Source organism: Chryseobacterium sp. SN22 (assembly GCF_008329705.1).
In the GTDB taxonomy this organism is placed as follows: Bacteria; Bacteroidota; Bacteroidia; order Flavobacteriales; family Weeksellaceae; genus Chryseobacterium.
On the sequence record NZ_VTSX01000025.1, the window covers coordinates 1 to 26,340 of the forward strand.

The following is a 26,340-nucleotide window of genomic DNA, read 5'->3' on the forward strand; positions in this document are numbered from 1 at the left end:
AAAAATATATTATCTTGCGCTAAATAACTTTAATTTAGTATATTTATAAATTTATATTTACATTAACACGAAAAACTAGACCGTGAAACGATTTATTTTTCCTACTATTGAAAAAGTCCGGATTAGTCATTTTAGTCTATATAAGAGAGTGGACTTTTTGGACATAGACTTAACAAAAGACGTTTTCTGTCTTGCTGGAGCTAATGGACTTGGTAAATCAACCTTTATTACTATAATCAATTTTGGACTTACTGGAATTGTTAAAAATCCAGAAAGACGGTTTACTTGGTATAATGAAATTACAAAATTTTATAATCAAAGTAAAGGGTTTGCTTCAACATATTTTGATGGTAGGGTAAGTGAAGATGATTATGAATTAGCAGAAATAACAATTGAGTTTTCTCTAGATGATATAAAATATGTTATTACTCGAGGTTTCTTTGAACCCGACGAATTACGTTTTTTTTCTCGTTCTAATTCAAGCGATCAACTAAACACTTCAAGTGAATTAAATAACTCAGAATTAAATGACTTATATAAGACCACATTTACTAAAGATGTAAAACTTTCTCATTTTGATCAATTTGTATTTCTACAGTCATTTGTTTTTACTTTTGATGAAACTCATCAATTGCTATTTTGGGATGAAAGCGTTATGGAAAGAGTTCTATACTTATTCTTTGGAGTCGATGCTGATAAAGCTAAACTTGCTGATAAGTATCGAAAAGATTACAATAAACACGATTCAGATTTTCGAAACTTACAATGGCAAATTACAAAAACGCGTAATGAACTAAATGGTATAATAAAGACTGTCAATGCAAATACATTAGATGATAGTGCAAATATTGAACTGTATGAGCAACATAAACTATTATTAGAAAAAACTGAAGAAATTAATATTAAAATTGACAAAAAAAATATTGATTTGAAAGACTGTGATCTTCATATAGCAGATTATTCTTTAAAGTCTTCAGCTCTAAGAAGTGAATATGAAAGTATCTTTAATAAATCACTTAAAGAGGACACGCCAATTGAAAGAAATGAAGAGGTTATAAAAATACTCAACGATTTAAAATTAAGAATTTACTCTGCCAATTCATATGACGATTTAATTACGTTGTTAGTTAACATTATTGAAAAACAGAAAAAAGAAGAGCAAGAAAAGGAAAGCGATAGCTATTTCATACAACTAACAAATTTGGATAACAAACTTTCGGACTTAGGCCATCAAATATCAAATTTTCAGTCAAGAAAAGATAGGCTATTGCAGGAATATGAGTTATTATTATTAGATCAAAAAAACTTAAACAATAAAATCTTCGAAATAGAAAAAGAAAATGAAGAGGTACTTCGTAGAATTCATAAGTTTAAACAAGAAAATAATTATTCAAGCTTGATCAAGAGTTATGAAGATCAAATTTTAAGATATTCAGCTCAAAAGGAAGATAGTGCAAATAAACGTAGTATTGTTAAAGAGGAACTTCATAAATTAGAAAAAGTTTTGAATCAAGGATATGTCAGTGCTGAATCTGATTTTATCCCCATATTTAATGATTATGCGAAAAGCTTTTTAGGATTAGAAATTAGCATTGAGCTTTCAACATCAGTGAAAGGTGCTAATTTATCTCTGCATATTCAAAATTCGAAAAGAAAAGATGCATTTCAATTATCAGAAAGTCAAAGATACTTTATAGATATAGCTCTAAGAATGGCTTTAATTGATCTTAGTACACAATCTGCAACTCTTTTGATTGATACTCCTGAGGGTTCTTTAGATATAGCTTATGAAAGTAGAGCTGGTAAAATGTTAGCAGATTTTGCTCGGAAGAGTCATAGAATTATTATGACAGCTAACATAAATAGTTCCCAGCTTTTAATAGAATTAGCATCTATATGTAAGAATGAAAAAATGAAATTAGAGCGTATGACTAATTGGACACTTCTTTCCGATGTACAGCAAAAAGAAAGTGAACGAATTGAAAAAGCATATACATATATCGAAACAAAACTAAGTGGAATAGATGAGCAAGCCTGAGTCAATATTAGATACTTTACTGTTGGCAAGCAAACTTCAAGCGAAAATTGGTGATTTTTCTCGTTCGGAAATCCAATTTTTCGCATATTTAAGTTGCCTGCTTTCTTTGTATGATGGCCATACTGTTTTTGACTGGAACTGTCAGTTTATAAAAAGTGATTTAGGTAGCCCTTATAGTGCAGATATTGATTCTTCTATGACCTTATTACTATCAAATGCATCTATAGTAGAAACAGAAAAAGATTTTTTTAAAATAACAGAGAAGGGACTAAAAAATTTAAATTTTTTCAGAACACAAAAACAATTAAGTTGGCGATGCGTATATTTAGAGACATCATGTAAAAGTTTATCAATTTTACCGCATGGTGTTATTAAGGAAGCCTTAATTAATGAACCAGTAGTATCATCGGCACGAAACTCCCACATAAATAAAAATTTACTTGAAGATGCCAACCCTGCTACTAAAGCGTTATATATTCAATTTGCATCATTGAAAAGTGCATTAGATGGACAATACAGAAGTTTAATTGGTCCTGCTGTCGTTTGGATCGAATCATTGAATACAAATCATACACTTTTGAACCATGATAACTGATCAAACACAAATTGATTTTTTTAAAAAAATTGCAAAATCACAGTTTGCAACAATGATTCTAGATGATTATGACTCAGAGGATGATCTTATTTTTCTCACGGATTCTATTTCAAATATATATAAGTATCTAAATTATAATAGTTTTAAAAATGTAACAATATATTTATCTTTAGATGAATCTAATCATCTTTCTAATCTAAGCGCTTTATCAACAACTATTTATGCGATAGAAAACTTAGCTACATTGCGAGGAGAAAAAATAATTTTAGAAGTTAAAGGAAATGGATCTATTGATTTTGCTATTGATTTTGAAATAGATATAAATACAGTCAGACAGAACGGAATCATTTATACTTTTGAAAACCATAATGAAAGTGAAAAAATATATGGTAAAAATGACTTTAAAAAATTAATTCCAGTTCCAGGTGCTGATAGCTATTTCGCTATACAAACTTTTAAGAAATTAGAAGAAGCACTTGATTATTATAAATCGAAGATTGCTAGGTATTCAGATTGCGAAATCCTAAAAAATGTTTGGTTTGACGAAAATCAAATATTTTTTAAAAAGGCACCGGAACATAAACTAAGAGATTCATTGACTCAATACCTTAAAATTAGTTTGCGTAATACAGAAGCTCGTCCAGAACAAGTAGTAGACCGTTCGCATCCAGTTGACATAAAAATTACGTGGGCATTGGTCAATAGATTAGCACTTATTGAAATAAAATGGTTAGGTAAATCACTAAAAACAAGAAAAAAACAGTTTACACAAATATATACTGAAGCAAGGGCTTTATCTGGCGCATCACAATTAGCAAATTATCTCGATGAAAATATTCGTCAAGCTCCGACATATGTTTCTAAAGGGTATCTTGTTATATTTGATGCAAGACGGGCAAAGTGTAATACAAATACAATTGTCCTGAAAAATAATGATGCAATGAGATACTTAAATAAAGAAATCGTTTATAATCCTCAGTATCATATAGTGAGATCAGATTTTGCAAGTCCTTTTAGATTCTTCATGGAACCCAAATATATTAATTAATGTCAATTAATCAAACATCAAACTTAAGGAATTTAGGTTACTCAAATGCCGAAAATACAGTAGATTTACCAAGACATAGATGGTATTATTATAAAGAAGGCTTTTCTCCATTTTTAGTAGAAAAAGCTATAGAATCAGGAGATATTAAAAAGGATGATTTAATAATTGATCCTTTTAATGGAAGTGGAACCACAAGTTTAACTGCGAGCATAAATGGCTACAATTCATTAGGAATTGAAGTTAATCCTTTTACAGCATTCTTATCCCAGGTTAAAAACGAAAATACTACTGTATCAAATTTAGAAAGACATAAAGAAGATGTAGTCGGAGGAATAAAAACTGGATTTAAATCTAATTTAGTAGGTTTTTCTACATTTTCACAAACTTTAACAAATAAAAAATGGCTTTTTAATAATAATGTTTTATCAGCATTTGAGGGTGGTTGGCAGGTAGCAGTTAATCAAATTTCTAATCCTGGTCTTAAATCATTATATAAACTTTCACTTCTATCATCTGCAATGACTAACTGCAATGCTAGGAAAGATGGTAAGTGTTTACGATATCGACCAAATTGGGAACAGAAAAATTTCGATGAAAATTCCTTTTTAAAGTCTTTTGAAGAAAATTTAGATCGTCTTTCAAATGATATAGAAACAACAGTCATAGATAAAAAGCCTAAAATACTTAATGGTGATTGTAGAACAATACTTGAAAAATCCCATGATTTTAAAAAATTTAAACTTTGTATAACTTCACCACCATACTTAAATACATTTGATTATACAGATATTTATAGACCAGAACTTTTCTTAGGAAAATTTGTCAATTCTCCAAAAGAATTATATGATTTAAGACTACAGACAGTTAGATCTCATATTCAGGCAAAATGGGCTTTACCTCAAGTAACGGATTTTGGATTATTATATACTGAAACAATTAATCATATTATAAAGAATCAAGATTCTTTAATGCATAAATCTATTCCTATAATGGTCCAAGCATATTTTGAGGATATGTTTAATATTTTATGTTTACTAAAAAAACGAGCAGATACTGATGCTCAAATATGGCTTGTAGTCTCAAATTCTGCCTATGCAAATAAAGAAATTCCAGTTGATTTAATTATAGGTGATATAGGAACAAAAGCAGGATGGTTTTTGAGAGAAATAAGTGTCTTACGTGAGATTAAAAGAAGAAAAACAAAACATAGCCCAGATATAACTCATTTAAGAGAGAGTGTTATTATTTTTAGTTCTAATAGAGCAAAAAATAGTTTAAAATCTTAGTAAATATAAATCTTCAAAATCGTCTAATTTCATAGATTTCGCAGCAAATGTTTAAACTAAATAGCTAAATGTCAACCAAAAAAAATCCCGGCCAAACCGGGATTTAACTTTTAAAATTCAAACTTACTTCACCTCCACAGGAACGGAGATTTTATCCCAATCCATGGTGAAACCGTTTTTGTTGATTTTGTAGACCAAAGCTTCCTGTTTTGCCGGTAACGCTTTTGTTTTTACGTCTACACGTAAGGCGTCTTTGGATTCTTCGTATTTGTAGGCGCCCCATTGTTTTGGCTCTTTGTTGAAAACGGCGGTCCAGGTTCCGCTGGCTTTAGGGATCAGGAAGAAGCTGTATTTCCCGGCCGGGAGTTTTTTACCCTGAACGGTAACGTCTTTATCCGTTTCAAAAGTCGTGGCTTCGTTTGCACCGGCACGCCAAACTTTGTCGTAAGGCACCAGATCACCCCAGACTTTACGGTCTTTCACAGATGGGCTGCTGTAAGCGATGGTGATATTGGCATCTTTGATTTTTCCCGTCGCCGTCATCGGTGGACTGGCCGGTTTTTTGGTTTCCTGCGCGAAGGCATTTACAGAGATCGTCATGGCCGCCACAAGAACGGTCGCCGATTTTAGGATGGATTTCATACTATTTTTATTTACTTGTTTGTTATTTTGTTAATCGTTTACGAATGTACTGCTTTCGGCTTATAAAACAATAACCCGACGGCAGAAAATAGGATGACCGCCGCTGCCCCGATGACGTTCAGCCAAAGGAAGGAAACGATATCGAACTGGTAGATGGCAATCACCGCTATTTCCGATAAGATGGCCGAAACAAATACATTGGCGCCGTTGATCTTTTTAAAGTAAAAAGCGACCAGGAAAATCCCCAGGATCGGGCCGTAGAACAGGGAGCCCAGGACATTCACCGCTTCGATGAGGGAACCCATCTGCGTGGCAAACATCGCGATGCCGATGGAGAAAATCCCCCACGCTAAGGTATGCAGACGGCTGTACTTCAGTTCGGTCTGCGCATCAGGCGTTTCTTTGCTGAAGATCAGATGAACGTCTTTTAGGGAACAGGCGGCCAGGGAATTCAGCGCGGCCGAAATGGAGCCCCAGCTGGCCAGGAAAATGACGGCAAACAGAAGACCGATCATCCCGATCGGCAGGGTATTCTTTACGAAATACAGGAAAATATAATTGGTATCGGTTTTTTCCGCATTGGAGTTTGACTGGTTGATGGCCTCCTCTACCCTGCCGTGAAGCGCTTTTACCCGGGTCTGGGTATCTTTGAAATCCTCAATCGTTTTTGTAAGCTGTGGAGAGTTGGCTTCTTTCAGCTTTAAAATCTCTTTCGATTCTGCATTGAATTTTGCCTGTAAATCCCGGTGTTCCTTTTCAAACGCCGACGCCTGTTGAGGCTGGGTGTCCTTCAGGTTCTGGTAAGAACGTTCGTTGAAATACACCGGAGCCGGTTTCAGGGAAAAGAAGGCGAAAAGCAAAGCCCCGATCAGGAGAATGGCAAACTGCATCGGGATCTTCACCAGCCCGTTCAGCAGCAGGCCCATTTTGGCGTTGGTGTTGTCTTTCGCGGTAATATACCTTCCGACCTGGCTCTGGTCCGTCCCGAAGTACGAAAGCGCCAGGAAAAACCCGCCGATCAGTCCGCTCCAGATGTTGTACTTGTCTTTCCAGTCGAATTCCGTGGTGATGACATTGAGCTTTCCGGATTTCCCCGCCAAATAGAGCGCATCCTTAAAACCGATGCCGCCCGGCATATCCTGAATCAGCAGATACCCGGCAAAAGCCATGGTTCCCAGGATAATCAGGAACTGCAGTTTTTGGGTGTGGGCAATCGCTTTGGCTCCGCCGACGTAGGTATAAATCAGCAGGATGCCGCCCGTTAAAACATTGGTCAGGTAAATATTCCAGTTCAGCATGCTGGACAGGATGATGCTCGGCGCATAAATGCTGATTCCCGTGGATAAGCCCCTGGAAAAAAGAAACAGCAGCGAGGTGAGCACCCTTGTTTTTTTATTGAAACGGTTTTCCAGGTATTCATAAGCCGTGTAGACATTCAGGCGCTGGAAAATCGGGATGAAGGTGATGCAGATCACGATCATCGCCAAAGGCAATCCGAAGTAATACTGGACGAAGCGCATCCCGTCGGTATACGCCTGCCCCGGTGCCGAAAGGAAAGTGATGGCACTGGCCTGCGTCGCCATAATCCCCAACAGCACGATGTACCACGGCATTTTGCTGTCGGCTTTCAGGTAGGATTCGTTGCTTTTCTGGCCGCGGCCGATCCATACGCCGTACACCACTACAGCAGCCAGGGTAAAAATAAGAACGGCCCAATCGATACTGCTCATGCCCAGAATTTAGTAAATAAGTAATAAAATAGAATCTGGGCAATCAGCGCAACGGCCAATAACAGGTACCAGATCTTCCAGTTCTTAAATTGTTTATCCTGATCCATCAGTTTTTCTGTGCCGATAAAAAGTTAAGGAACAAACGGGCCGCCCCGGCATTTCCTGCCGGCAGCTGCCTGAAAAAAGCCAGCGGGGTGTAAATAAAATTCCCTTTCCCATACTTGGCATACAGCGTGGATCCCTGCAAAGGCTCTTCACCGGTATCGTGCATTTCGAAAAGCGGTTCGTAAGCCGCATCCCATTGGTCCGGGAAGTAGGCCCCGCGCTCCTGTACCCAGCCTTTGAAATCATCGGCCGTTATTTTATTCGGGAAGTTCAGCAATTTATGGTTGGGATTTAAAAATGTTACTGCAGCATTTTCTTCGGTCACCCTTTTATTGGCAATGTTGAATTTGTACATGCCCAACTGGCTCACCGTGGCGTCCTGGTTCGTGTTATACTGCATCACCAGGTTTCCTCCGGCTTTTACGTAAGCCCATAAAAAAGGCATCCAGCGGCCCAGCTTCTTCTCCGTATTGTTGGCACGGATTCCCAGAACGATGGCATCGTACTGCGATAATTTGTTCTGACTGCCGCCCGCTGCATCGATGTTGCCGTAAAAATCTTCGTCTTTCAGAACCTCCACCTGAATTCCGGCGATGCGCAGGAACTCGGGAATAAAATCGCCTGCTCCCTGGATGTACCCTATTTTTTTAACCGTCGTCCGGATATCGCCTTTCATGACAGCGACCGTTGCGGGCGCAAAATACTGTAGGGAAGGCAGATGCGGATATTGGATCAGTACCTGTTTTTTGTTATAGGTAATTCCATCTGCTACAAAGTCAGCATCCAGCTGCAAACGGTTGGATGGTATTGAAGTAAGCCTGGCTTTCGGAATAATACAGTCGACAGTCATATCTTTTCCGTTGAGCGAACTAACCTCCGCGCCGCCTAAACGTTCCCCGTTGTACATCAGGTTTAGCTTACCGTTGCCGAAGGTTTTGCTGGAATTGACTTTAATATTTAAGCTTAAATGTAAATCTTCATTTTCTTTCACCAGGTAAAGCGGTTGGGTGAACTTCAGTTCCAGGGCCGGAACAATGCGGAGGGCTTCCACCACATCACCGCGCACCGGATCTAATTTCTTAAACGATAAAGGAAGCTTCACTTGAAATTTTTCCGCACCGATTCTTAAATCCAGCAATACATTCAACGGGGATTCCGCCTCCGGCAAACCGACCAGCGTATCATTCGGAACAGAAAAAGTAGCTGCGTCCACCGCCGGTCTGGCCAGCCAGTACGGTTCCGTAAGCGCAGCATCAGCCGGAATCTGAATGTCGTGCTGAATGGTGATTAAAGAATCTTTAGCCAGTTTCCTGTTTAGGCTTTCCGACTGGTTCAGCCATTTTACATTTTCCACAACGACCGGATTTTCCGCTCTTGAAATCAGGTTTAATTTGAAATTATACCGATCTCCGGCAACGGCTTCCGATTGGTTGGTCACCGCCTCTCCCATAAACCCGGCACAGCTCAGAATGATCTGGTCCAGCGATTTGATTTTATCTTTTTTCAGTTCTGCATCCTTTAGTGCCATTACCTTTTTTCGTAAAGCCAACAGAGCAGGCAAACTACGGTCCGGATTGTTGAAATTGAAAGCTGAAATGATTTTATCTAAAGATTGGTCGATATCCGCGTTTCCTTTTGACGTCCAGGTCGTAACAAGTCCATCAAAAAGGGTTGTTTTGGCAGGTTCACCGGCTACATGGGAAAAATATTCGGTTTTGATCCCGGCCACCGACTGGGTTCCTGCGCCCTGGCTTTTGTGTAAACTTCTGCTTAATCCGGCCAGTTCGCCATAGCCCATTCCAAGTTGCGGATCATACTGCCCCACCGTCACTTTCAGTTGATTTTCAGCGGTCGTATTCACCGAACCGAAGCGGAACGTATTCCACAATAAGCGTTTGGGCTGCCATACATTCACATATTTCAGCTGATCCGGGAAAGCGTTTTTATCACCGGCCAGCTTAAAGGCTTTTTCCGCCACCACGGCCGAAGCCGCATGCTGTCCGTGTCCCGCCGCAGCCGTAGGAGGAAAACGGCAGATGATCACCTCCGGACGGAATTTTCGGATGACCCAGACCACATCCGCGGTAATGCTGTTTTCATCCCACTGTTTAAAGGTATCGGTGGTATTTTTAGAAAACCCGAAATCAATTGCCCGGGTAAAAAACTGTTGGGCGCCGTCTAATTTTCTTGCCTCTAAAAGCTCATGCGTCCTGATCAGGCCCAACGCAGCGCCCTGCTCGGTCCCCAATAAGTTCTGCCCGCCGTCCCCTCTGGTTAAAGAAAGATAGCCCGTTTCCAGATTCTGGTTATTGACCAGCCAGGAAAGCAAGCCTGTATTTTCATCATCCGGATGCGCCGCCAGGTACAGGACTTTCGGCAGGTGCTTCAGGGTTTTGAGTTCGCGGTAAATCTCTGATGATCTGGAAGGCCGGACCTGTTGGGCCGGACAAAAAGCCGTTAAAAAACTAAGGAGAAGTACAGTGATTCCTTTTTTGAACATGTGAATTTGCTTTGCAGGGCAAATATAGTTAAATCGTTCTTTTTGCGGCAGGAAAAGAGAAAATTCATTATCTCATCATCATCCATGTTCGCCAGATCCTGATTTTTCGTTATCCGGTATTAATAGCATCGGGCTTCAGCCAAAACCTAATTTTTAACGCAAAGTTTGATTTTCCAGACGCATAAGTTTTGAGGAGGCAAAGAAGGATCAGCAGGCTGATCTGACGAAGCGTGCGGCTGCTTCGCGAAGCAGATTCATCTGCCTTTGCTCACTTCGATTATGCGCAGTCATTATACCTTTGCGTTTAAAGCTTTTACAATAAATAATACTGATTATCAGCTGAGTGATAAAATTGTACCTGCAGAAATAAACCAACTACGTTTTCCTAACACTATCCCGTGTAAGAAAAATATAATGAAACATACAGAAAGCCGCGACCGCCCCGAACGTGTGCCATAAAAAGTGGGTCCCGAAACTGAACCATCCCCATTTGTCGGCAATACGGAAGGTCAGTGCCAGAACAAAGGACAATAGGGCAAAGCCCACCCATTTTCCGGCTTTCCAATGGGTATACATCAGATACCGCAACACGGAGAAAAGGACAAAGGAAGCCATGATGGCGTAATTGACGTTAATGAAAAGAGAAGGATGACCGGCCAGGATCCAATTTCTCAAAGCAAACATGAGTAGCCCATAGATGAGGACCAGCAGAGCAGCATAATACCACCGGGTACTCCGGGCGATAAAATAAAATCCTGCAGACAGGCAGAGCAGCATGATGGGCAGCCAGTCCATCATAATGAATACCGGCCACTGCCTGAAGGAATGGTAAACCGTTCCGCCGATAGCCCCGATGTATAATAAAGCCAGGCAGTAGGTTAAAAAAGGATTTTCTTTAAAACGGCCGTTCAGCTTAATCGTCCAGAAAATGGCTAAGGCCAGAAAAAATACCGCCGTAACGGCATTCAACGGCTCAGGGAAAAGCTGGGCCATATCGGTTTCCTTATACAGCATCCCTCCGTCCGGAGGCAGTTGGTTGATCGGCATATTCGTTTTTATTTGTTATTGGCATTTTTGCACTATCCAAGCAGAATTTTACACCATGCCCGGTTGAAACATTTCGGCAAATCCTTGCTGGCAGACAGAGCTCATGTTAGTCGTTATAATACTTTTTCAGCCAGTTTTGAAATTCATCTTCATAGATTTCCTGAGCATTTTTCACAATCCCGTCCGGATCTTCTGTAGCTTCAATGCCATATTTTTCCAAAACCCACTTTTTGTATTCTTCTGTTTTTTCGGTAGGCTCATAATCATCTTCATCTTTGTAAAAATAGATTTTGTCCCAGCCGATAGCGGGTTCCACATCAAAGGTTAAAATTTCCAGCAATTCCCTTATGTTTTTCGCCACAATATGGATTCCTCCCTCACTTCCAAATACTAAAACCGGGGCTTCACTTAAATTTTCATTTTTGTCTCTTAGCCAGAACGCATAAGTTGAACCGGTTCCGTCTGCCATCGCAAATTCAATGATCGAGTTTGTAAATTCTTCGTCATCTGAGTAGCCCTTTATCCCACTTTTATCCGAATAATCTCTTCCGATATAAAATTTGTCTGAAAAATTTTCATCATCTCCGGTTGAGTTCTGGAAATTCACAAGCTCTATTAATTCTTCCGGAATTTCAAAATTTTTAAAGTTTGCTTCAAATTCACTTAAATTAACCATTTTTACTGATTTTAATATTGATGTCTGGTGTTTTCCGGCATTGCTGCCGGGTTTTGGCTTTACGCATCTATTTTGTAAAGCGATTTTGATACTAATTTAAAAATTAATTTTGATTGATTTTTAAGATTCAGGTATCTTTTACTGTAAGGATATTTTACATATTGTAATTTTTCCTGTAATAGAATCGCTGTCTGAAATGTCTTTTTACATAAGTATTTATTGTAATTACATCGAAATGTACGACTTAAAAAATCAAAATATTTTAAAGCGTCACTTATCAAAGGAAATGAAATAGTAATGAAAAAAATCCTGATCTTATTTTTAATTATCCATATATCTTCATTCGCTCAAAAAAATTAGTGTACGAATAGATCATAGAATTGAAGCCATCAGTATTTTTTTACTCTGGCAACAATGGATACATTAGATACAAAACCTACCCCATCAGTTTATTACAACAATTCAATCAGTACTTTGCCAATTGTAAAAATCATGAATCATTAAATTGGTATAGAAATCTTGAAGTGTGGGACGGGTATGATCATTTAATACATTTTTCTAAAATAATTGTTACCGTTTGCTTTGAGGACACAAGATTTTGAATGAAGAATTCCGCCGAAACCGAGCAGCTAAACAGTAGTAAAAGGTAACAAAACCTATACATATTTTAAGTTGTTTCATAAGAATAACAGAGCTTCTGTGAAAACTGCTGTAAATTTCATGTATTCTAATTTAGAAATTCCCTTTAGTATAAAATGTTTATAATTTCAGTAATTACAGGCCCCATGATACCGGCTCTCTAATTTCTCTGTGAAACGTACCTGTTCTAAGAGCAAACAAAAAACCCCATCATTTCTGATGAGGCTTGTATTTTTAAATCCAGATGAATGAATTATCCTTGTTTTCTGTGGGTGCTTTTCGGAGCTGCTTTTGCTGCGGAAGTAGCTTTTACTTTCGGAGCGGCAGGCTTTTCCGCTTTCGGAGCTGCTTTTTTAGAGGCATCTTTCTCTACATTCAGGTCCTCTGTCTGAGCCGGCTCACCATCTAAAGTTTCAGGCTCGGCCTTTACGAAGCTCTCAGGCGTAATATATCCTGCTTTCTGAAGAATGTTGTACCACTGCGCCAGTTTCTTGATATCGGAAGCATATACCCTTCCCGTATCATAGTCCGGAAGAGAAGCCGTCATAAATTCCTTAAGCTCGGCATCATTTGCTTTATGATGAATCGCTTCTTTGTAATCGTAGTTTTTAGCAATATTTTCAAAAACTTCGAACAAAGGAACTTCTTTATCAAATGTAAACATGGCGATGTTATCCAATAAGCTCACCTGGCTTGAGTTGCCGATGCTCACTTTTTTCTTGGTGGTAACATCTTCAATAATAAATCCGTTTTTTAATTGGGAAACTAATTTAAAAAGTCCTGGTTTTCCGGAGATTGAAATTATTTTTTCTAACAGCATAATTTTATTTTTTGTAATTCTGCAATCGGCTCCTGCACTTCGACGGGCTTCGTGTAAGAACGTTCTGCGTTTTTATTTCTTGTTTTTATTATTAATTCTGATTACTTCGGGAATCTCATTTTGTAACCGATGCTTACGTCACCCTGGGTAATTTTGGTCAGTTTACCTTTTACCAGCTTCTTTTTTAAAGCACTCAGGTGGTCGGTAAAAAGAATTCCCTCGATATGATCATATTCATGCTGAATTACGCGGGCTCTAATATCGGAAAAAGTTTCTGTATGTTTTACAAAATTTTCGTCATAATATTCGATCACGATGGTTTCTTTCCGCTTTACATCTTCCCTTACGTCGGGGATGGAAAGGCACCCTTCATTGAATTTCCACTCTTCCCCGGATTCTTCAAGAATCTGCGCGTTGATAAATACTTTTTTGAATTCTGCCAGCTCATCCTTGATGTCCTCGTAATCTTCATCTTCAGCCAGAGGGCTCACGTCGATCACGAAGAGACGGATGTCCAGGCCGATCTGCGGTGCAGCCAGGCCAATTCCGTTGGCACTGTACATCGTGTCGAACATATTCCCTATCAACTCCTGCAGCTCGGGATAATCCTTATCTATATCCTTCGCTACTTTTCTTAAAACCGGGTCACCAAAAGCTCTTATCGGTAAAATCATCTTGTTTTCTGTTCTAAAAAATTCTGCAATATGATGGTTGCACTTACTTTATCTATCAATCCTTTTTCCTGTCTCTGTTTTTTGCTTTTCCCGCTTTGGGAGATAAAAAACGAAGCCATTTTGGAGGTGAACCTTTCATCGAAGCGGTGAACTTTTACAGCCGGAAATTCTTTTTCAAAGATTTCTATGAATTTCAGAATATCCTTTTCCACTTCGGAAACATTCCCCTTCAGGTCCACAGGGAGACCTATTACCACTTCATCAACCCGGTTTTCACTGAAATATTTTTTCAGGAACCCGATAACGGATGAAGTCTGTACCGTATCCAGGCCGCTTGCAATAATCTGCATGTCATCCGTTGCAGCGATGCCACAACGTGCCTTTCCGTAATCAATTGCAAGGATCTGTCCCATAGGTTTGCAAATTTAGTAAATTTTAATGATTTTATTCCAAATGCTGTTTTTTATTACTTTCCGTGCGGGTGCAAATGGCCTTCGTTGCTTTCAGTATAATTCCTCACTACAGGAAATGCCTGCCTGCATTGGGATTGAATGGGAATTTTTATGCATTTGCATCGTTTTTTGGCAAATCATGTTTTATTACGCTAATTTTTTTATAAATTTAATTTTCAAAACGAAATTATGAAGCAACTCATTCTCGTAAGACATGCAAAAAGCGACTGGCCGGAAGAAACTGACGACTTCAACAGACCGTTGGCAGACAAGGGTTTGGAAGAAGCCATGCAGATGTCCAGATTCATGAAAGACAATAAGGTAACGATCGATTATTTTGTATCGAGCCCTGCGGTTCGTGCACTGACTACCTGCAGAATCTTCAACCAGTCCTATCACATCAACATGGCTACGAATGAGAAATTGTATAATCCATCCGAAAGCAATTTCGAATCGGTAATCTACAATCTGGACAACGGCCATAAGTCGGTGGCTTTCTTCTCCCACAACAACGGGATCTCCAATTTCGCCAATTCCATTTCCCAGGATATTTTCCACTTCCCGACCTGCGGAGTGGCCGGCTTTGAAATCGACTGCAATTCATGGTCGGAATTCGACGGAGCCCGCAAAAAGCTGCTGTTCTTTTATGAACCGGGTAAAATTTAGTCTTTATTCCGGCAGGGAGCTGGATGCCGGAAGTTTCTCTACCAATATCAATAACAGTCTTTAATATTAAAATGATCGTACAATACTGTTTCAAGCTTCTGGTTACTTTTCCTCTGGTAAACTGATGAAACAAAAAAACGGACCGAAGCCCGTTTCTGTTGATACCTATTCTGAATTATTTTCTTCTTAAATCCAGGTCATCGAAATCAAAACTGAAATCCGTCACGTCGGAGATCGGTTTCAATCGGGCAGACTGCGCCTTTCCGGTTTCATCATAATCAAAAATAAGGTACGCATCGGCATCATAGCTCCGGTCGTCCCATTTAACAATAAATGAATTGTTAGAATACGGCAGCAGCTCCCCTTTCAATCTCGGTGAACTTTTACAAACGATACGGTTTGTATTTCCCTGCCGGGTAATTTCCACATCGCCGAACCACCGGTCGTTGTACGTTCCGACAAATTGCTCCGCTTTCGGCTGAAGGTTTTTATCTTTCTTAAAGGATTCAGATTTTGCAAATGCTTCCTTCTTCTGTTTATCAAACATTTCTTCCGTCTTCTTCATCCGGTCGCCATAGGTTTTCAGCCAGTTGCGGTCGGCAATGCCAAGATAGGAATCTTTCACCGTATTGGTAACCGTATTGAAAGCGGCTCCGGACTGCTGGTTGGTTAAGACCACGATTCCCAGTTTCATATCAGGAATCAAGGTAAACTGGGTTACGGTTCCGATCAATCCTCCGGTATGCTGAACCTGTTTATGCCCTTTTACATCACTTAAGAACCAGCCCATTCCATATCCGTAAAAATTGGTATCGTACGGGTTTTTCGCTGCTACACCGGCCGGAATCTGAAGACTCCAGAGTTCCTGCACATTTTTATCCGACACCAGTTTCTTCCCGTCTTTGGTGGTAAAATTGTTCAGCAGGAATTCGGCCCATGTGGTCATGTCTTTGATGTTGCTCATAATTCCTCCGGCGGCATTTCCCGTTTCATTCCAGTCGTGGGGTACGGCAACGGCTTTTCCGTCTACCGGAGCATGGGCATCGATTTTATTGGCTACGGCTTTGGCCCTGTTGTAGCTTCCGAAACTTGAATTCATCCCGACAGGTTTCATGATCCGCTGCTCGATAAATTCTGCCCAGCTTAATCCTGAAACACGGTGGATCACTTCCCCGGCCACGATAAACATGATGTTGTTATAGTCCAGCGTTGTCCTGAACTGATTTTCAGGCTTCAGGTACCGTACATTGTGGACGATATCATTAACGGTTAAATTTCCGCCTTCCGGAAAAAACATCAGGTCTCCCTGTCCGAGGCCCAGTCCTGCCCGGTGCGTTACCAGATCCTTAATCGTTATATTCTGGGAAACGTACGGATCGTACATCTGGAATTCCGGGATGTATTGGGAAACCTTATCGTCCCAATTCAGTTTTCCTTCATCGGCTAAAATCGCCAGTGCGGTACAGGTAAACCCTTTTGAGTTGGAGGCGATCCCGACAAGGGTATTGTCGTTCATCGGCTGTTTCGTCGTTAAAGAGCGGACGCCGAATCCTTTCGAGTAAATCACTTTTCCGTCTTTGATGATGCCGACCGACATCCCCGGCACGTCGAATGTTTTTAAGGTGTTCTGAATTAATTCATCCAGCTTTTTCTCTTCCACCTGTGCCTGGGCAATTCCCACTGTCAACAGAAGAAGGAAAAAAGAAAGTTTCTGCTTCATTTTTAATTTTTTTCAAATTTAATTAAATATTAGATGATGCTGATAAAAAACTAAATCTTCATAACTTTGCAGGGTAAAACAGTTGAATGACAAAAATCCTGCTCCTTTCCGATTCCCATTCCTATATCGACGACCGCATTTTGAAATATGCCGCTCAGGCTGACGAAATCTGGCACGGCGGTGATTTCGGAAGCATGGAGGTGATCGAGCAGCTTGAAAAAATAAAACCGCTGAAAGGCGTGTACGGAAATATCGACAATGCGAAAATCCGTTCCGAATTTCCTGAAGTAAGCCGTTTTACCTGTGAAGAGGTAGAAGTTTTGATGATTCACATCGGTGGCTATCCCGGCAAATATACGCCGCTGGCTAAGCAGGAAATTGCGGAAAAGGCACCGAAATTGTTTATTTCCGGGCATTCGCATATTTTAAAGGTGATGTTTGACCAGAAAAACAACCTGCTCCACCTGAATCCCGGAGCCTGCGGAAAACAGGGATGGCACAAGATGCGGACCATGATGCGGTTTGTGATCGACGGCGCCGAAATCAAGGATCTGGAAGTAATTGAACTGGGAGCGAAATTCTGAGATTCAAGGTTTAAGGTTTAAGGTTTAAAATTAGTTGTCTGAAGATTAAAAATTATGAAAATCGGTGATCGTGTTTCGGTAGTGGATGAGGATTTAAGCGGGGTGATTACTTCGGTGAAGGGGAATATCGTGGTTTTTAAAGACGGATACGGGTTTACCTATCAATACCCGAAAGAAAAGCTGGTCCCAAAGATTTCGGACTTTTATGAAAACATTAAAGTCATCAGAAAAGCGGAGCCGAAGAAAGTGACCTCAAAAGCACATCAGAAGACCCCGATGATCCTGGATCTCCACTTCCATCACCTGGTAAAGAACCCGAATGATTATGACAGCTACGAAAGGCTCTTCATTCAGAAGGAAAAACTGGTGGAAACCCTGAACTTCTGCCGGAAGCACCACCTGAAAAGACTGGAAATCGTACACGGCATCGGAGACGGGGTTTTGCAGAGAATGGTATATGATACCCTGGAAAGCCAGACCAATATCGATTTTTACAACAAGGAAATACTTCATCATCAATCGGGTGCCGTAATGGTAGAATTTCACTAAATTTGCAGGAATCAGATTATGAATATACTCAATTTACTTTTTACCAAAGACGGGCTCATCTACCAGATTGCTAAAAATAAAAGCATTACGGAGGAGAAATCATATTTCGTAGACGAAGAGTCTCCGGAAAATTTTATAGCCGATACGCTGGATGATGTTCTGCTGAAACAGCGGTTCGATGAAATCCATGTGGTTTCTGCCCTGAACCATTTTACGCTAATGCCCAAAGGATTCTCTGAACACGAAGCCGGTTTTGACCTGATCGCCTTCAATGCACCGGCAGATCAGGAAAAAGAAGAGCTGATGCTTTCGGTAAATGAAAAATTCGGAATCCAGTTTTATTATACTTTTCCGAAAAGCTTTTATAAAAAGATCAAAGAACTGGCGGTACCGGTTCATTTCAATTTTTCGGGTGAGAAGTTTTTGAATTCAATCCACCATAAAAACAACAAGGAAATCCACATCAACCTGTACCACAATCAATGTGAATTTTTCGCCATCGACAATAAAAAAATTATTTTATACAATAACCTGGACGTTAATTCGGAGGTTGATTTTCTTTATTTCGTGATGTTTACGTTAAGCAAAATAGGTTTCGGCATTAATGAAACCAACTTTTTCGCTTACGGGGAAACCACGGAAAACGAAACCTTTATTTCAGAATTGCAGAAATTCGTAAAGCATATGAAAATTGTATTCGATAATGTTCCCAATAAAAATTTTATATTAAATTAGGCTGAAAAGAAACCGCGGATCTTTTTTAACCGTCAGGATCTTTATCATCAACCTATAACCCAACAATTATGTACAGAATCATTTCAGGCAAATGGAAAGCCAAGAAAATAGCGGCTCCGAAAAATTTTGATGTAAGGCCGACCACGGATTTTGCGAAGGAAGCGCTGTTCAGCATTCTGGAAAACACTTATGATATGCAGTCGGTTTCCGTGCTGGATCTCTTTGCAGGAATCGGCTCCATCAGCTTTGAGTTTGCTTCGAGGGGCTGCGGAGACATTACTTCCGTGGAAATGAACCCGAAGCATACCTCTTTTCTAAATACCACCGCTTCAGAGCTGGGATTCAGCCTGCAGGTGAATGTTCAGCGGGGCGATGTGTTCGACTGGCTGAAGAAATTCAGAAACAAAAAGTCTTTTGAGATTGTATTTTCTGATGCGCCTTTCGAAATGGAAGAGAAGAAATACCAGGAAATTATTTCACTGGTGCTAAACAATAAATATTTAAAAGAAAACGGCATTCTGGTGGTTGAACACCAAAGCCGGATGAAATTTGACCATCCGAACCTCATGGATACCCGGAAATACGGAAATGTAAGTTTCAGTTTTTTCAGGCCGAATAAGGAAGAAGATACAACGGCTATAGCAACCGAAGAATAATCAGGACGTTTTCCTGATTATTTTTTTTGAGGCCTGTGCCGCTTCAATGCCCCATTTGGTGATCTCACGAATTACCGGGGACAGGGTCTTCCCGAAATCGGTGAGGGTGTACTCCACCATCAGCGGCGGTTTCTCCGTATATACTTTCCTGTTGATCACATGGTCTTCTTCCAGCTGTTTCAGCTGCAGGCTCAGCGTCCGTTCCGTAATGGTGGGAATCAGCTTCCTGAGCTCATTGTACCGCTTCGGCCCGTCCATAAGATGAACAAGAATTACCGCCTTCCACTTTCCTCCGATGAATTTCATGGTTACGCTGGTACAGCATGGATATGTTTTGTCGTCTATCGTATACATTTTTATACTATCATTTTTTACCGTTATTGCAAATGTATAAAACTTACAATAGTTTTGCAACTATAAAAAATATAGTTTAAAATTATGAGCTTTTTAGAAAAAATGAAATCGAGATACACCGTAAAGAAGTATAATCCGAACGGCACCCTCAGCGATGAGACGGTACAGCAGCTGAAAGATATTTTACAGCTGAGCCCGTCTTCCATCAACAGCCAGCCGTGGAATTTTGTTTTTGTCAACGAATCTTCTGAAAACCGGGAAAAACTCGCCGATGCTTCCTACTGGAACAATGATAAAGTAACCAACAGCAACCTGCTGATCGTATTTCAGGTGCTGAAAAACCCGGAAGACTTTGAAAAGCAGATCGAAGCATACCTGCCGGAAGGATCTATCAATTACTATAAAAATTTTGTAAAATCCAAAGGGGAAAGCTTCATCAAATCCTGGATGGCCCATCAGGTTTACCTGTCATTGGGCGTACTGCTTTCCGCCTGTGCCGAAATGGGACTGGATTCCACCCCCATGGAAGGGATTGAAAACGATAAATACGATGAGATCATCCGCAATGAAAAATACGAGACTTTATTTGCCGTAACCATCGGAACAAGATCGGAAGAAGATACGAACCAGCCTGCTCTTACGCCGAAAAACCGGCTGGATTGTAATGAGATAATTCTCGAAATATAAATTTTATTCATTTAAAGTATAGAGCTGTTTCAGAAATGAGGCAGCTCTTATTTTTTTAATAAAAAATAATACGACGAGTTTTGTCGTTACCCCCCATTTACATTTGCTTCAAAAAAGTATAAAAAACTAAATGAAAACAAGAAAATGGAAAAATTTGAAGACGAATTCGGGGATTTATCAGGATTTAAAATCTTGTCTTTTGAAGAGGTAAACAAAGGATTTAAAGGTAATCAAAATCTGCTACAAGGAATTTTCGGACTGCAAAGTTCAGAAAAAATTGAAATTAAAAATGATGAATATATTAACCTTACCCAATTACTCGGAGATCTAAGATTAAGTTATAATGAAGGTAAAGGAAAATATATGTCCTATGTATTCAAGGAATATTTTCGGGATATAGTGCAAACCTATATCATGGACGGTGAAAAGCATATTAATCTTTCAGCGAAGCTCTATCTTAAAAACGGAAAGGTAAAAGTTTCCCAAAATATAGGATCAGATACACCGCGTATGGAAGTTTTTTTTGATGAAGATGACAAGCTTACCTATTGCCTTACATTTTCGATATGAAGATACCGGGCAGGATGCCATAGAACTGAGGACACACTCTTTTGCAGAATATAAGGATCTTTTACTTTATCTGAGATATGGAAATGTAGAAACAGATTACGATGCCTCATTGTTTTTTATCAAAGAATTTACCCACTTTCTAGAAAGTTCTGCAAGAGCAGATGACTTGTATAAAGTATATGGAGATTTGCCGATCGGTTTTATAATGAAGATCCATCTTCCTACCGATGTCGTTGTCAATCATCTGAAAATATTAACACAAGAAGATGACACAGGATGGTTTAGCTGGACAAAAGACACGACTTCACTTTTAATAAAAGTAATGGGAATGTTTAGAAAATTTCAGGAGGCAGCCGATTATTTCTGGAAAAACCCCAAACTGCTTACCGAAATTTATGATAATCTGGATGGGCATTCGGAAGTATTGGGACAGCCTAAATCCAACCGTATTCTTTTTGCTTCCGTCCTGAATATACTTGCCCAAAGAGATGCCAATTCCAAAACGAAAGTAACTAAAAATGCACTTCTCAATGGGAATGGCTATCTTATAGAAAGTAATATCCTGGAATTGAATGATACCCTTAATACAATTAAAGGAATTATAAGTTTCGACTGGGATTTCGATTATAAGAATGCTATTTTTCTTCAACAGAAAAAAACAGTTACCAAAACCATCGAACAAAGAGAAACAGATGAATTCGGTAAAGGAGGAAGTACAGTTGAACAAACACAGACGTCATCTGAAAATGTGGACCCGGGTTATTTATATCACCCCATGAATTTAGTTCATTTTACAGATAAAGAACAGGAAAAAGCAAACCTGGTAACCGCTTTGTTTATAAAGGCGATCGCCGATGAGGAAGAATGGGCTGAAGTCATGGAGAACATCCGTATTGGCGGAGATATTTTTGCCATTATTCCTGGATTTATGACGATGGGACTTACGGGCAATCTCTCTGTATTGGCAATTGCAGATCTCGGTTTGGCAAGTATTGATCTGGCGTTAATGAATGAGGATGTAAAAAAATGGATTTCTGATTTGCCGGGCGGAAAATGGTTCGTGGAAAACTGGGATACGATATATGCTTTGGTAGGAGCAGGAATTTTAAGTGTAGTGATGATTGAAGGAATTATTATCCACGATCCGGCTCTTTTGGAAACAATCAAGAAATTAAAAGATGTAAAAGTAAATTATCTTATTTTTACGAAGCAACTGGAGAAACTGATAAAAGAACTTCAAGCATACAAACTTAGAAACCCAGAGAACGTCATTGAAGAAGTAGTTCTGGCTGGTGAGAAAAACGGACTACTAAAGAAGCTTTTGAAACCCTTTCTAGGAAAAGATGCTGATACAAACTATATCTTGGAACAGCTCGCTAAAAGAAAAATCTCAGTAAAAAAAGCTGGCGATAATCTGTATGAGATTTATTATAATGGTAAATTGGTTACGGTGGCAGATGCCAGTGAAGCAGGAATTTTTCTGAAAGATAATTTTTGGAAGACGGAAAGGCAACTGGAGGAAGTAGTTTTCAGTGGGGCAAGTAAAAAATTATTTTCAATTTGGAAGATTAATTTAAAAGAGGGGAGATATAATTGCGTAAACTGTGCCATAGCAGTTGACGCTACATTAGATGGAAGACCGGCTTCAGCATTGCCTTACACTGTACAAAGAAGATTTAGACATGGAAAATGGGAAAACTATACTTCTTTTGAGCAAGGAACTGCGCCAATAGTTTTGGAAACTGAATTTGAAGCAAAGTTTTCAGAATGGACAACGGACTTAAATAATCTGGTAAAAGATTTAAAGCCCGGGAAAAGAGGTATAGTCGCAGGTATTAGAAAAGGAAAGAATGAAGGACATGTTTTCAATGTTTTCAATGAAAAAGGAATAATTAAATATTTTGACGGACAGACGGGAAAACGAGCAAAATTAGTTTATGATTATTATAAATTTTTGCCAACAAATTAAAAAATAAATTTTATGTATACAAAAGAACAAGCAAAAGCAAAAATGCAACGATTTGTAGATTATGAAAATAACTTACGAATCTGGAATAATTTGGGAGAACCAGACATTATTATTTATGATGATGAAACTGAAGAATATCCTTTTGGATGGGTATTTCACTGGCAGATAAAAAATATCAAAGATGATTATTCTAATTTTTTATTTGGGAATGGCCCAATTATTATTGAAAAAGATACTCTTAATATGTATCAATTTAAAACAGCTGTTCCTATTGAGGAAAATATTGAATTATATAAAAAAGATAAAAATAAATTATTACAATTAGAAGAAGATCAGGATGGCTTTTTTGATCCTGTGAATATTTAAAGATCTAGGCCATTTTTAAAATATGGATTATGACAGATGAAGCAGGAAAAATTAGTTGATTCAGATAAAAACGAATGGTATTTTTCCATTACCCACAAGGGCTTGGATTATCTGAAAGAGCATGCAAAAGAATAGAGATTTACATAAATTTAATTAAAAAATAAAGCTGTCTCTTCAGGGGACAGCTTTATTTTTATAGGACTTTCAGTTCCAGATCGATGGTTTTACCGAAAAATTTCTTCGAGATCTTTTCAAAGTTTTTCGTCAGATCCGAAAGATAGAAATGATAATTCGGATCGGGATTCTGATCATTTAGCAGATTGTATTTATCCAGGATAATTTTCAGATGGTTAGCCACAATATTCGGCGAATCGATCACGCGGACCCGGTTGCCGTAATACTGTTTGATTTCGTCAATTAACAAAGGATAATGGGTACAGCCCAGGATCAGCGTTTCAATATTCTTCAGTTTGCTGTTGCTGAGATAATTGTAGATGATGGCGTGGGTGATCGGATGGTTTTTGAAACCTTCTTCAATGGCCGGAACCAGCAAAGGGGTTGCCAGCTCATCCACTTTGATCCATTTGTTATGCTTCCGGATGCTTTTCTTATACAGCCCGGAATTTACCGTGGCTTTCGTTGCAATCACGCCCACATTGTTATGAATTTCGTAAGACACCTTTTCCGCCACAGGATTGATAACGTCGATAACCGGTACTTTTCCCGCCACCGACTGCATCACTTCGTTTAAAGCATTTGCCGTTGCCGTATTGCAGGCAATAACAATCGCTTTGCAGTTCTGTTCCAGCAGGAAGTTGGTAATCTTCGTAGAATATTCGATAATGGCTTCGCGCGATTTTTCCCCGTAAGGAAGGTGCTTGGTATCCCCGAAATAAATAAGGTCTTCATGAGGGAGCAGCCGCTTGATTTCTTTGGCTACCGTTAATCCGCCCACCCCGCTGTCGAAAATTCCGATGGGCTGCTTCGGTGAAAGATGAGCATAATCCTGTTTTTTAGTTTTCAAAGTAAGTCTGAAATTTTATACAAAAATAAGGAATTTTGTCACGTAAAACAGGACGTGAAATTAATTTAAACGATAAACAGGTCCGAAGCAATCCCGTCCGCCATAAACCAATGCTTTTCCGGAATTTTCAGATGGTTGTTTTCAATGACGAGGATTTCTTCACCCAGCTTCTGTTTAATCTCACGCTGGAAATGTTCCAGGATCCGATCATCGAATTTTGCTTGTAAGCTTCCGAGATCAACGCCCCAGATCGTCCGCAGGCCGATCATGATCATTTCATTGAACTGGTCTTCCCGGGAAAGGATTTCCTCTTCTTTTGCCAAAAGACCGGCATCCAGTTTTTTAATATATTGCGGGTTGTTGGCTACGTTCCAGCTTCTGATATCGACTCCGTTGTACGAATGGGCAGACGGCCCGATTCCCAGGTATTCCTTATACTTCCAATATGAAGAATTATGTCTTGAATAAAAGCCGGGCTTCGCAAAATTGGAGACTTCATAATGTTCAAAACCATGGTCTTTCAGGAAATCCGATAAGTAATAAAACTCCCTGTTCTGCTCTTCCTCTTTAGGGCTTACGACCTTTCCTTTGGAGATCCAGTTATCCAGGGCGGTTTTAGGCTCTACCGTCAAGGCATAGGAAGAAATATGAGGAACTTCGAGAGCAATGGTTTTATGCAGATTTTCTTTCCAGATTTCCAGATTGGAAGTAGGCGAGCCGTAAATGAGATCGATGCTTAAATTTTCAAATCCGAAATCCTGTGCCCTTTTAATGGAATCTTCTGCTTCATTCGCCGTGTGCGCCCGGTTCATCAGTTTCAGATCCGCTTCAAAGAAACTCTGGGTTCCGATGGAAAGCCGGTTGACCGGGGAACCGGACAAACCTTTCAGAAAGTTTTTATCCAGATCATCCGGATTGGCTTCCAAAGTGACTTCAATATCCTTTTCAAAACTGAAATGTTTCATCACCTCGTCGATCAGAGATTTTATTTCATCTGCAGAAAGGATCGACGGTGTTCCGCCACCGAAGTAAAGGGATTGCAAGCTTTTATTCTGCAGTTCATTTTTTCTGAGAAAAATTTCCTTCTTCATTGCAGCCAGCATGTTATCCTTGAAATTCAAAGATGTGGAAAAGTGAAAGTTGCAGTAGCTGCATTTCTGCTTACAAAAGGGAATGTGAATATAGATCATAAAAAAAGAGCCCTGAAAAAATTCAGAGCTCAAATGTATTTAAATTAAATCAATTAATATCTATAACCTCTGTGGTTAATGAAGTTGTCGAAGTTATACCCTAACCCGATCATAAAGCTGTTTCCTCCGTATTGCTGGATATCAGACAATCCTAAGTTATAGGTAGCTCCGATCATGAATTTGTTGAATCTTACTTTTACCACCGGTGCAATCTGCAGCTGCTGGCTGTCGAATCTGTTCTGAACGGAACGGTAGCTTACCCCGAAAGAGAAAGCGTTGATATCATTGAAGAACGTTGCCATTAAGTTGTAATCGATCGTTCTTGTTGAGTTCGTATTAAGGTTGATTAATGCAGAAGGTGTAAAATAGATGTTATCCCCGATGTGCCAGTCGTATCCTAAGTTTAAGAAAAACTTGATCGGAGAAGGCTCACGTCCGTTCACGATCGCTTCGTCGTTGGTAAGCGCGATATCGTTTACAGAAACCCCGGCAAAGATGTTTCGGTAAGTAGCCTGTGCCCCGAAATTGGCATAAGCCATGAAGATGTTGCTTTCGCTTCCCTGTAATAAAGGATCCGAAGCATCCTGTGTATTAATCTTTGAATAATCAAAATTCATGTTGTAGAAACTCACGCTGGTACCGAATGAGAACTGGTCTTTTCGGTCTCCTTCGCTGCTAAGAGGAATAAAATATGAAGCACCCGCCGTAATACCGCCCGCAGAAATAGGCCCGTTGCTGTCTCTGAATACAGACAGACCGGCTCCTACCCTATCAAAGATGTTCGCGTTGATCCCTACCGATTGTACGTTGGGAGACTCACTGAACTTCGAAAATTGCTGCTGATAGTTAAGATTAAGCTGCACATAGTCGGTCTTTCCGTATTGTGCCGGGTTGAACAAAAACTCACCATCTAAAAGATATTGTTGATAGTACGGTAAAGTTTCTTGTGCTTTGTATGCATTTGACAAAAGAGCTAAACATACGATAGCATATAGTTTTCTCATAACAAATCTTGATT

Annotated in this window: 26 protein-coding genes; 13 read left to right on the forward strand and 13 right to left on the reverse strand. The window is 39.5% G+C overall.

The features are described 5' to 3' along the window. The first annotated feature begins 82 nt into the window (after window positions 1–82). Genes FY557_RS16020 through FY557_RS16035 form a run of 4 tightly spaced genes read left to right on the forward strand, consistent with a single transcriptional unit; the run spans window position 83 to window position 4,967 of the window. Window positions 83–2,038, forward strand: a complete 1,956-nt coding sequence (locus tag FY557_RS16020; protein WP_149248254.1) for an AAA family ATPase — start codon at window positions 83–85, stop codon at window positions 2,036–2,038. Beyond that, window positions 2,025–2,633, forward strand: a complete 609-nt coding sequence (locus FY557_RS16025; protein ID WP_149248255.1) for a hypothetical protein — start codon at window positions 2,025–2,027, stop codon at window positions 2,631–2,633. Before FY557_RS16020 ends, FY557_RS16025 begins: the two co-directional genes overlap by 14 nt. Further along, a complete protein-coding gene (locus FY557_RS16030; RefSeq protein ID WP_149248256.1) occupies window positions 2,623–3,681 on the forward strand; it encodes a hypothetical protein in 1,059 nt (352 codons plus the stop codon). Before FY557_RS16025 ends, FY557_RS16030 begins: the two co-directional genes overlap by 11 nt. Continuing rightward, a complete protein-coding gene (locus tag FY557_RS16035; RefSeq protein ID WP_149248257.1) occupies window positions 3,681–4,967 on the forward strand; it encodes a DNA methyltransferase in 1,287 nt (428 codons plus the stop codon). Before FY557_RS16030 ends, FY557_RS16035 begins: the two co-directional genes overlap by 1 nt. A gap of 123 nt (window positions 4,968–5,090) precedes the next feature. Here the strand turns inward: FY557_RS16035 and FY557_RS16040 are convergent, their stop codons facing one another. The 8 genes from FY557_RS16040 to ruvX all read right to left on the reverse strand — a co-directional run bounded on the left by FY557_RS16040 (window position 5,091) and on the right by ruvX (window position 14,213). Beyond that, a complete protein-coding gene (locus FY557_RS16040; protein WP_149248258.1) occupies window positions 5,091–5,609 on the reverse strand; it encodes a DUF2911 domain-containing protein in 519 nt (172 codons plus the stop codon). A 38-nt stretch (window positions 5,610–5,647) separates the two neighbouring features. After that, window positions 5,648–7,339: a sodium:solute symporter gene (locus FY557_RS16045; protein ID WP_149248259.1), complete on the reverse strand. Its 1,692-nt coding sequence runs from the start codon at window positions 7,337–7,339 to the stop codon at window positions 5,648–5,650. A gap of 106 nt (window positions 7,340–7,445) precedes the next feature. After that, window positions 7,446–9,944 (reverse strand): PIG-L family deacetylase, encoded by a 2,499-nt coding sequence (locus tag FY557_RS16050; RefSeq protein ID WP_149248260.1) that lies wholly within the window; start codon window positions 9,942–9,944, stop codon window positions 7,446–7,448. Window positions 9,945–10,319: 375 nt separating this feature from the next. Next, entirely contained in the window at window positions 10,320–10,991 is a 672-nt protein-coding gene (locus tag FY557_RS16055; RefSeq protein ID WP_149248261.1) for a hypothetical protein, read from the reverse strand. A gap of 106 nt (window positions 10,992–11,097) precedes the next feature. Then, complete coding sequence (locus tag FY557_RS16060) at window positions 11,098–11,667, reverse strand: hypothetical protein (RefSeq protein ID WP_149248262.1); 570 nt, start codon at window positions 11,665–11,667, stop codon at window positions 11,098–11,100. A gap of 892 nt (window positions 11,668–12,559) precedes the next feature. Beyond that, window positions 12,560–13,126, reverse strand: coding sequence for a DUF5606 domain-containing protein (locus tag FY557_RS16065; protein WP_149248263.1), 567 nt, complete (start codon window positions 13,124–13,126; stop codon window positions 12,560–12,562). Window positions 13,127–13,227: 101 nt separating this feature from the next. Beyond that, entirely contained in the window at window positions 13,228–13,800 is a 573-nt protein-coding gene (gene def, locus FY557_RS16070) for a peptide deformylase (protein ID WP_149248264.1), read from the reverse strand. Next, window positions 13,797–14,213 carry a Holliday junction resolvase RuvX gene (gene ruvX, locus FY557_RS16075; RefSeq protein WP_149248265.1) on the reverse strand — a complete coding sequence of 139 codons (417 nt, stop codon included), beginning with the start codon at window positions 14,211–14,213 and terminating at the stop codon, window positions 13,797–13,799. Before ruvX ends, def begins: the two co-directional genes overlap by 4 nt. A 228-nt stretch (window positions 14,214–14,441) precedes the next feature. On the opposite strand from ruvX, the gene FY557_RS16080 reads away from it, so the two are divergent. After that, window positions 14,442–14,918, forward strand: a complete 477-nt coding sequence (locus FY557_RS16080) for a SixA phosphatase family protein (protein ID WP_149248266.1) — start codon at window positions 14,442–14,444, stop codon at window positions 14,916–14,918. Between the two features lie 175 nt (window positions 14,919–15,093). Here FY557_RS16080 and FY557_RS16085 read toward each other — a convergent pair whose 3' ends face one another. Then, on the reverse strand, window positions 15,094–16,638 hold the full coding sequence (locus FY557_RS16085) for a serine hydrolase (RefSeq protein WP_149248267.1): 1,545 nt from the start codon (window positions 16,636–16,638) through the stop codon (window positions 15,094–15,096). 86 nt (window positions 16,639–16,724) lie between these two features. On the opposite strand from FY557_RS16085, the gene FY557_RS16090 reads away from it, so the two are divergent. From FY557_RS16090 to FY557_RS16105, 4 genes are all read left to right on the forward strand, one after another. After that, window positions 16,725–17,222: a metallophosphoesterase family protein gene (locus FY557_RS16090; protein WP_149248268.1), complete on the forward strand. Its 498-nt coding sequence runs from the start codon at window positions 16,725–16,727 to the stop codon at window positions 17,220–17,222. Between the two features lie 54 nt (window positions 17,223–17,276). Beyond that, the gene (locus FY557_RS16095; RefSeq protein ID WP_149248269.1) at window positions 17,277–17,771 is read left to right on the forward strand and encodes a Smr/MutS family protein; all 495 of its coding nucleotides are present in this window, start codon (window positions 17,277–17,279) and stop codon (window positions 17,769–17,771) included. 18 nt (window positions 17,772–17,789) lie between these two features. Continuing rightward, window positions 17,790–18,506 carry a DUF3822 family protein gene (locus tag FY557_RS16100; protein ID WP_149248270.1) on the forward strand — a complete coding sequence of 239 codons (717 nt, stop codon included), beginning with the start codon at window positions 17,790–17,792 and terminating at the stop codon, window positions 18,504–18,506. A 68-nt stretch (window positions 18,507–18,574) separates the two neighbouring features. Further along, window positions 18,575–19,162 (forward strand): RsmD family RNA methyltransferase, encoded by a 588-nt coding sequence (locus tag FY557_RS16105; protein WP_149248271.1) that lies wholly within the window; start codon window positions 18,575–18,577, stop codon window positions 19,160–19,162. On the opposite strand, the gene FY557_RS16110 is transcribed toward FY557_RS16105, so the two are convergent. Further along, window positions 19,163–19,516 (reverse strand): winged helix-turn-helix transcriptional regulator, encoded by a 354-nt coding sequence (locus FY557_RS16110; protein WP_149248272.1) that lies wholly within the window; start codon window positions 19,514–19,516, stop codon window positions 19,163–19,165. 84 nt (window positions 19,517–19,600) lie between these two features. Between FY557_RS16110 and FY557_RS16115 the strand changes: the two genes are divergently transcribed. From FY557_RS16115 to FY557_RS16130, 4 genes are all read left to right on the forward strand, one after another. Then, window positions 19,601–20,203 (forward strand): nitroreductase family protein, encoded by a 603-nt coding sequence (locus FY557_RS16115; protein WP_149248273.1) that lies wholly within the window; start codon window positions 19,601–19,603, stop codon window positions 20,201–20,203. A gap of 144 nt (window positions 20,204–20,347) precedes the next feature. Next, window positions 20,348–20,773, forward strand: coding sequence for a hypothetical protein (locus tag FY557_RS16120; RefSeq protein ID WP_149248274.1), 426 nt, complete (start codon window positions 20,348–20,350; stop codon window positions 20,771–20,773). Further along, entirely contained in the window at window positions 20,730–22,742 is a 2,013-nt protein-coding gene (locus FY557_RS16125) for a toxin glutamine deamidase domain-containing protein (RefSeq protein WP_149248275.1), read from the forward strand. Before FY557_RS16120 ends, FY557_RS16125 begins: the two co-directional genes overlap by 44 nt. Before the next feature lie 12 nt (window positions 22,743–22,754). Beyond that, window positions 22,755–23,108, forward strand: coding sequence for a hypothetical protein (locus FY557_RS16130; protein WP_149248276.1), 354 nt, complete (start codon window positions 22,755–22,757; stop codon window positions 23,106–23,108). Window positions 23,109–23,301: 193 nt separating this feature from the next. On the opposite strand, the gene murI is transcribed toward FY557_RS16130, so the two are convergent. From murI to FY557_RS16145, 3 genes are all read right to left on the reverse strand, one after another. Further along, complete coding sequence (gene murI, locus FY557_RS16135; protein WP_149248277.1) at window positions 23,302–24,132, reverse strand: glutamate racemase; 831 nt, start codon at window positions 24,130–24,132, stop codon at window positions 23,302–23,304. A gap of 65 nt (window positions 24,133–24,197) precedes the next feature. Continuing rightward, the gene (gene hemW / locus FY557_RS16140; RefSeq protein WP_149248278.1) at window positions 24,198–25,322 is read right to left on the reverse strand and encodes a radical SAM family heme chaperone HemW; all 1,125 of its coding nucleotides are present in this window, start codon (window positions 25,320–25,322) and stop codon (window positions 24,198–24,200) included. Window positions 25,323–25,375: 53 nt separating this feature from the next. Continuing rightward, entirely contained in the window at window positions 25,376–26,326 is a 951-nt protein-coding gene (locus FY557_RS16145; RefSeq protein ID WP_146942975.1) for a type IX secretion system membrane protein PorP/SprF, read from the reverse strand. Window positions 26,327–26,340 lie beyond the last annotated feature (14 nt).